Origin of the sequence: Mesorhizobium sp. M7A.F.Ca.CA.001.10.2.1 (assembly GCF_003998575.1) — a bacterium.
Taxonomy (GTDB): domain Bacteria; phylum Pseudomonadota; class Alphaproteobacteria; order Rhizobiales; family Rhizobiaceae; genus Mesorhizobium.
The window spans coordinates 1-6,376 of the sequence record NZ_RZQY01000340.1 but is presented as its reverse complement, the minus strand read 5'-3'; the positions used below and the strand labels follow the sequence as shown (position 1 = coordinate 6,376).

Sequence of the window (6,376 nt, the reverse complement as noted above, 5' to 3'; positions counted from 1 at the left end):
GGCCTCCGGCCATGTGATACTTGCCTTCCAGTCACCAAAGGTCGCAGCGCGGATGATCGATGAATGTGCGGCGCATTCACCGGCGCCGCTGGATCGTGACGCGCTGGAAAAGCAGCTTCGTACCATCCGCGCGGACGGCTACTGGATGCGCGAGAGCCGCGACTTCGTCGGCATCACCGATATCTGCTGTCCGGTCATCGGGCCGGACGGCAGTGCCGTCGCCTCCATCATCGTCGCCTATATCAATCGCCATACGCGTGAAAGCCGCCATGCCTATACTCTGGAGGTCCTGCGGGCTGCCTGCGATCGCATCTCCATGAAGCTGTCACCGAGGGTTCGCTAAGGGATCGTGATGCGCTGAGGGCGCGGCGAAGCACCGTCCGCTGGCCGTTTGCACCGGATTGATAATACCAGTATAGGTCCAGTCAGGAATGTTTTGATCCTGGGTGCTTCTCGCGCGGGAGGAAGGGCAATGACAACCGTGAACCTGATCGGGCTTGTCAGTCGGGAAATGGAAGCGACAGCGTCCGATGTGCCGCTTTACAGACGGTTGAAATCGGCGATCGAGGCGGCGATCCGCTCCAACGCGTTGAAAGCCGGCGCGGTTCTGCCAGGCGAGCGGGTTCTGGCGGAAGCCCTGTCGATCTCGCGAGTCACTGTGAGAAAGGCCCTGGCGCTGCTCGAAGAGGAAGGGCAGCTCAATCGCCGGCATGGTTCCAAAACCGAGATCGGGTCGCGGGTCGAAAAATCGCTTTCGACGCTGACGAGCTTTTCGGAGGACATTCTGGCGCGCGGCCTGAAGCCTGGATGTCTATGGCTTTCCAAGCAGATAAGCCGCCCATCCCCGGCCGAAATGATGGCCTTGGGTATTGCAGGCAATACCAATGTGGTTCGCATGCGTCGTGTGCGGACAGCCGATGGCGCGCCGATCGCCGTCGAGGTCTCGGCCGTGCCGGTTCGCTTCCTTCCTTCGCCCGGGATGGTTCAGGATTCCCTTTATGAAGCGCTTGATGCACGCGGCTTCCTGCCTCAGAGGGCAATCCAGCGCATGCGCTCGCGCGGCGCATCGCTGGAGGATGCAAAGCACCTTCATTGTGACGCGGGCGCACCGCTGCTGATGACCGAGCGCCGCTGCTTTCTCGCCGACGGACAGATCGTGGAATACTGCGAGACACGCTACAAAGGAGACGTCTACGATTTCGTCTTCGAGCTGCAAAGATAATACCAGTTATGAACTGGTTGTAATCTGGTATTTTCCATTTATCGTGATGGCGACAAGGGAGTGCCGACGTGCAGCGGGAAGACATTGCCAACAGTCTCATCGTGTCCTGCCAGCCGGTTCCCGGCGGCCCGATGGACAGTGCGCAATTCGTGACGGGCTTTGCCAGGGCCGCTGTTGAAGCCGGAGCCAAGGCCCTGCGCATCGAATCCGTGCCCTATGTCGCGGCCGCCCGCCTGACCGTCCGCGTGCCGATCATCGGTATCGTCAAGCGCGATCTCACCGACAGCCCGGTGCGCATCACACCCTATCTGGCCGATGTCGAGGCCCTGGCCGAGGCGGGCGCCGATATCATCGCTTTCGATGCGACGGAGCGTGTCCGTCCCGTTCCTGTCGAAGCGCTTGTGAAAGCCGTCAAGGCCAGGAACAAGCTGACCATGGCCGATTGCTCTTGCCTTGACGATGCGCGCCGGGCCCTTGCCGCGGGTGTCGATTTCGTCGGCACGACGCTTTCCGGCTATGTCGGCGGGCCGGAGCCGCAGGATCCGGATATCGCCCTCATCGCTGAAATGCGAACCCTGACCCCCTACGTCATTGCCGAAGGGCGTATCCGGTCGCCTGAGCAGGCGGCTGCCGCCGCGCGCGCCGGCGCCTGTGCCGTGGTTGTCGGCTCGGCGATCACCCGTACCGAGCACGTCACCTCATGGTTCCACCAGGCGCTTTCCGACGCCTATGCGGCGAGGGGCGCGCAAACCGCCCTTGGCACAAGTGTCCTGGGCCCAACCGTTCTGGGCCCATCCGTCCTGGGCCCATCCGTCCTAGGCATCGACATCGGGGGAACCAAGACCATGGCCGCGCTGGTCAGCGATGGCACGGTGATCGAGGACAAGATCGTGCGGACCGCGCGAGAGGCTGGACCCGACGCCTGGCTGGCATCCCTCGCGCAAAGCACGTCAGCCTGGTCGAGCCGCTTCAGCCGCATCGGCATTGCGGTGACCGGACTGGTGCAGGATGGACGCTGGTCGGCATTGAATCCGGCAACCCTTGGCATTCCCGATGACTACCCGCTGGTCGAAAGGGCATCCGCTGTTTTCGGCAAACCGGTCTGTGCGTTCAACGATGCCCAGGCGGCTGCCTGGGGGGAATACAAATTCGGCGCCGGGCAAGGTCGCGACATCGTCTTTTTGACCATCTCGACCGGAATTGGCGGCGGCATCGTTTACAACGGCCGATTGCTGTCCGGTCTAGCCGGTCACTTCGGTCTGATCCGTGGTCTGTCTGAAGACCGGGCTCCGCTCGAAGACAGCACGTCCGGCCGCTGGATCGCTTCGGAGGCCCTCAAGGCCGGTTCCAAGGCGGACGCCGCCGATGTGTTCGGACACGCGCTGAAGGGCGAGGACTGGGCCGGCGCCATCGTCTCGCGAAGCGCCTCGCGGGTCGCGGCGCTGTGCCGGGACATTCAGATGATGTTCGATCCGAAATCGATCGTCATCGGTGGCAGCATCGGTCTTGCAGAAGGCTATCTCGACCGGGTGCGCGCACATCTGAGCGAGGTCCCGCCGCGCCTTTCCCCCGATCTCGTGGCGGCGAAGCTCGGAGGCCACGCCGGCGTCATCGGTGTTGCCGATCTCGCCGAATGGGCAAGGTAACGGCGCCCGGTCATGCCATGCAAAAATCATCAAAAAGAAGGGAACGATCATGAAATTGAGCAGGACATCTTTTGCGCTTATGGCCACCCTCCTTGCGGGGACGGCTTTGCCGACCTTTGCCAACGCAACCGTGACCGTGCTCGGCTGGCCTGGCGGCTCCGAGGAAACCGCACTGCGGGCAACCGTGGAAACCTACAACAAGCAGGCCAGCGATGCCGACAAGGTGGAGCTGCTGTTCTTCAACCGGGAAGGCTTTTACGACAAGCTGCAGGCTGACATGGCGGCCGGATCCAGTGCCTTCGACGTGAACCTCGTCGCCACCTACTCGCTCGGTCGCTACGCGCCCTATATGGAGCCGGTCGATCTTGGCGCGGACGCGGCCAAGGTTTTCGGCGAATCCGTTCTCAAGACGATGCAGTTCGACGGCAAGCAATACGGCGTGCCGACAGACCTTTCGTTGCACTTCATGTACTACCGCAAGGATCTCATCGACGCCTTGATCGGGGATGACGCCGCCAAGAAGACCTATGGTGAAATCGCCCAGAAATATCTCGGCAAGCCGCTGCAGCCGAAAGACCCGGACAGCTGGACCTGGGACGACTGGGCGGCCACCGCCCTCTATTTCACCAAGCAGGTGAACCCCGACAGCCCGGTGCGTTATGGCACGGTCCTGCAGATGAAGAACCTGCTGTTCAACATGATGGTCTTCCAGTCCCTGCCGCGCTCCTACGGCGGCGACTGGATGGACAAGAACGGCAATGTCACGGTGGATTCCGATGCCTACAAGACCGCCCTCGAGCTCTACAAGAAACTCTATGATGCTGGGTCTTCGCCCAAGGATTCGCTGAGCTACGAATATGCGGAAACCAACGCGGCCTTCGCATCCGGCCAGGCCGCGACGGCGCTGCAGTGGAATGCCGCGGCGGCGGATCTGACCAGCACCGAAAAATCCCCGGCCGTCGCCGAGGTGACCGGGATCGTCGCACCACCGGCAGGTCCCGACGGACGCGCCGATCATATCCACGGCCTTGGTTTGGGCCTTAACAAGAACGCCAAGAACAAAGAAGGCGCCGTCAAGTTCCTGAAGTGGCTCGCCACCGAGGATGCGGCCTTGCTCTATGCGCGCAGCGGCGGTTCGCCGGCATTGTCTCCCGATGTCGTGGCCAAGGTTGCGAAGGAACGTCCCGACCTCGTCAAGCTCGGCGAATTCGCCAGCAAGTACGGCTATGTCATGACCGGAGCGACGTCCGCGAGTGCGCTCCCGGTCTATGAGCTGCAGGCAAAGGAGTTCACCGGCTACTGGTCCGGCCAGCAGAGCCTCGAGGATGCGCTCGCCCACACCAAGGCGGGCATGCAGGTCCTTCTCAAGAAATGAACCATTTGCCGGACGCCGGGTCGAGGCTCGGTGTCCGGCGCGTTTGGCGGATCGACATGGCCCTTGTGACACGTGCCGAAGGCAGGATGTATCTGACGCCGCTGGTCGGCTTCCTGCTGCTATTCCTCGGCTTTCCGGCGATCGTCAATCTGATCTATTCCGTTTCGACCGTCACATTCGAGACGCTGCGCAGTCCGGTGTTGAGCGGTTTCGCCAACTATGTCGCGGTGTTGAACGACCGCGAATTCTGGAGCTCGGCCTGGTTCTCTCTGCGCTTCGGTATTCTTACCGCATCAGCGGAATGTCTGATCGGCCTTTTCCTTGCCATCTTCCTGGCGCCGCTTCTGAGCAAGCGACCAGTCCTGATGGCGCCGTTGATGCTGCCGCTTATGGTCGCGCCGGCCATGGTCGGTCTCATGTACCGGCTGGTGCTGCATGAATTCGCGGGCCCCGTCCCCTACTATCTCTTCGAATGGTTTGGCGACAGCCCGGCCTTCCTCGACATCAACAATGCCTTCCGCACCCTTGTCGTCGTGGAGACGCTGCAATGGACGCCTTTCGCCTTCCTGCTCTTCTACATGGCCTATTCGGCCATACCGCTCGACGTGCGCGAAGCCTCCTCGCTCGATGGCGCATCACCGTTTGAGATCGTTCGGTGGATCGACCTGCCGTTGATGAAGCCGACGCTGGTCATCGCGTTTTTCATCCGTTTCATCGACGGTTTCCGGGTGTTCGACAATGTCTATGCGCTGACCGGCAGTGGCGCTGGCGGTTCAACGACGTCCTTGTCGATCTACATCTATCAGGCCTTCTTCAAGGAAGGGGCTATCGGCAAGGCGGTCGCCGCTTCGGTTATCCTGTTCCTGGCGTCGTTCATCGTTCTCCACGGCCTTAACCGGCTTGCCGGCCGCAGGAAGCGTTGACGATGGTCAGGGCACTGCGCTGGATCGTTTTTGCCATCGCCGTGCTGGCGATGAATTTCCCCATTATCGTGACGCTGATCACATCGCTCAAAAGCCAGCGCGAGCTTTCGACGAACCCCGGTTTGTGGATCAGCCAACCGACGCTCGACAACTATCTGGAGGTTCTGACGCAGACCAGCCGCTTCAACATCTATGCCTACCTGCTGAACAGCACCGTGGCGGCGCTGATCGGAACCGGCCTTGCGATCGTGCTCGCGTTCCCGGCTGCCTATGCGATCGCGCGTAGCGAGGCGGGAAAGCGCTTGGTCCTGCCGATCGTCATCAACCTTCGCGCCGTACCGCTGATCATCTTCGCGATCCCGCTTTACATGATGTATCAGTGGCTGGGCCTGCTCGATACGCAGATCGGGCTCGGGCTCATCCTGACCATCGTCAACGCGCCTCTTGCGCTCGTCATCCTGGTGAACGCGATTTCAGATGTACCGGTCGAACTCGACGAGGCGGCGAAAGTCGATGGCGCAAGTTCCTTGCAGGTGATGATGATGATCGTCCGGCCCGTCATCCGACCGGCGCTCGTCACAACCTTCATTTTCGGCTTCATCACTGCCTGGAACGAGTTCCTCTTCGGTCTCATGCTGACAACCAGCCGTGCCGTGCCGATGACGGTCGGCGCGTCCTTCTTCTTCGCCGCAAGCGGCGGCGGCGTAAAATGGGGAACCGCTTCCGCGGTCATGATGCTGGGCGCCTTGCCGCCGGCCTTGCTGGGTCTTGTGATGTATCGGCAGATATCAGGATCCATGACCGCTGGAGCGGTCAAAGGCTAAAGCAAGACGAAGTTCGTCGTTCTGACTAGTTGGACAACCCTATCCGACAGGGCGAGCGCACTTGTCAGGCCAGGTGACTCGATTCCGAAAAGACTGATCAGCCGTCCGGACTGATCTGCCAGAATGTCGAAATCGCCGAACTGCAACCCGTTCGTTTTAGGCCGCAGCCCGCAATAGCTCGGCTCCAGTTCCCCGTCCCTCAGCCCCGGCCAGTAGCGTCGGATGGCCGCGTAAAATGGTGTGGCCCGAGTTGGGTCGACCGCGTAGCCGACCTCATCGACGGGCTCGACGTCCGGCCCGAAACGAACCGATCCGGCCATATCCAGCGTCAGGTGAACTCCGAGGCCGCCTGGTTCCGGAACCGGATAAACAAGATGGTTGAAGGA

7 protein-coding genes are annotated in these 6,376 nt (G+C 61.4%); 6 read left to right on the top strand and 1 reads right to left on the bottom strand.

Annotated elements, in window-relative coordinates:
• From EN964_RS20895 to EN964_RS20870, 6 genes are all read left to right on the top strand, one after another.
• On the top strand, positions 1 to 343 hold a 343-nt coding region (locus EN964_RS20895; protein WP_281059562.1), incomplete at its 5' end, for an IclR family transcriptional regulator C-terminal domain-containing protein.
• Between the two features lie 129 nt (positions 344 to 472).
• The gene (locus EN964_RS20890) at positions 473 to 1,222 is read left to right on the top strand and encodes a GntR family transcriptional regulator (RefSeq protein WP_127267075.1); all 750 of its coding nucleotides are present in this window, start codon (positions 473 to 475) and stop codon (positions 1,220 to 1,222) included.
• 131 nt (positions 1,223 to 1,353) lie between these two features.
• Positions 1,354 to 2,868 carry a putative N-acetylmannosamine-6-phosphate 2-epimerase gene (locus EN964_RS20885; RefSeq protein WP_236382763.1) on the top strand — a complete coding sequence of 505 codons (1,515 nt, stop codon included), beginning with the start codon at positions 1,354 to 1,356 and terminating at the stop codon, positions 2,866 to 2,868.
• Positions 2,869 to 2,947: 79 nt separating this feature from the next.
• Positions 2,948 to 4,243 carry a sugar ABC transporter substrate-binding protein gene (locus EN964_RS20880; RefSeq protein ID WP_236382706.1) on the top strand — a complete coding sequence of 432 codons (1,296 nt, stop codon included), beginning with the start codon at positions 2,948 to 2,950 and terminating at the stop codon, positions 4,241 to 4,243.
• 56 nt (positions 4,244 to 4,299) lie between these two features.
• Positions 4,300 to 5,166, top strand: coding sequence for a carbohydrate ABC transporter permease (locus EN964_RS20875; protein WP_127267078.1), 867 nt, complete (start codon positions 4,300 to 4,302; stop codon positions 5,164 to 5,166).
• A gap of 2 nt (positions 5,167 to 5,168) precedes the next feature.
• Complete coding sequence (locus tag EN964_RS20870) at positions 5,169 to 5,990, top strand: carbohydrate ABC transporter permease (protein WP_127267079.1); 822 nt, start codon at positions 5,169 to 5,171, stop codon at positions 5,988 to 5,990.
• Here EN964_RS20870 and EN964_RS20865 read toward each other — a convergent pair.
• On the bottom strand, positions 5,987 to 6,376 hold a 390-nt coding region (locus EN964_RS20865), incomplete at its 5' end, for an NAD(P)/FAD-dependent oxidoreductase (protein WP_127276699.1). The two genes, EN964_RS20870 and EN964_RS20865, sit on opposite strands and share 4 nt — an antisense overlap.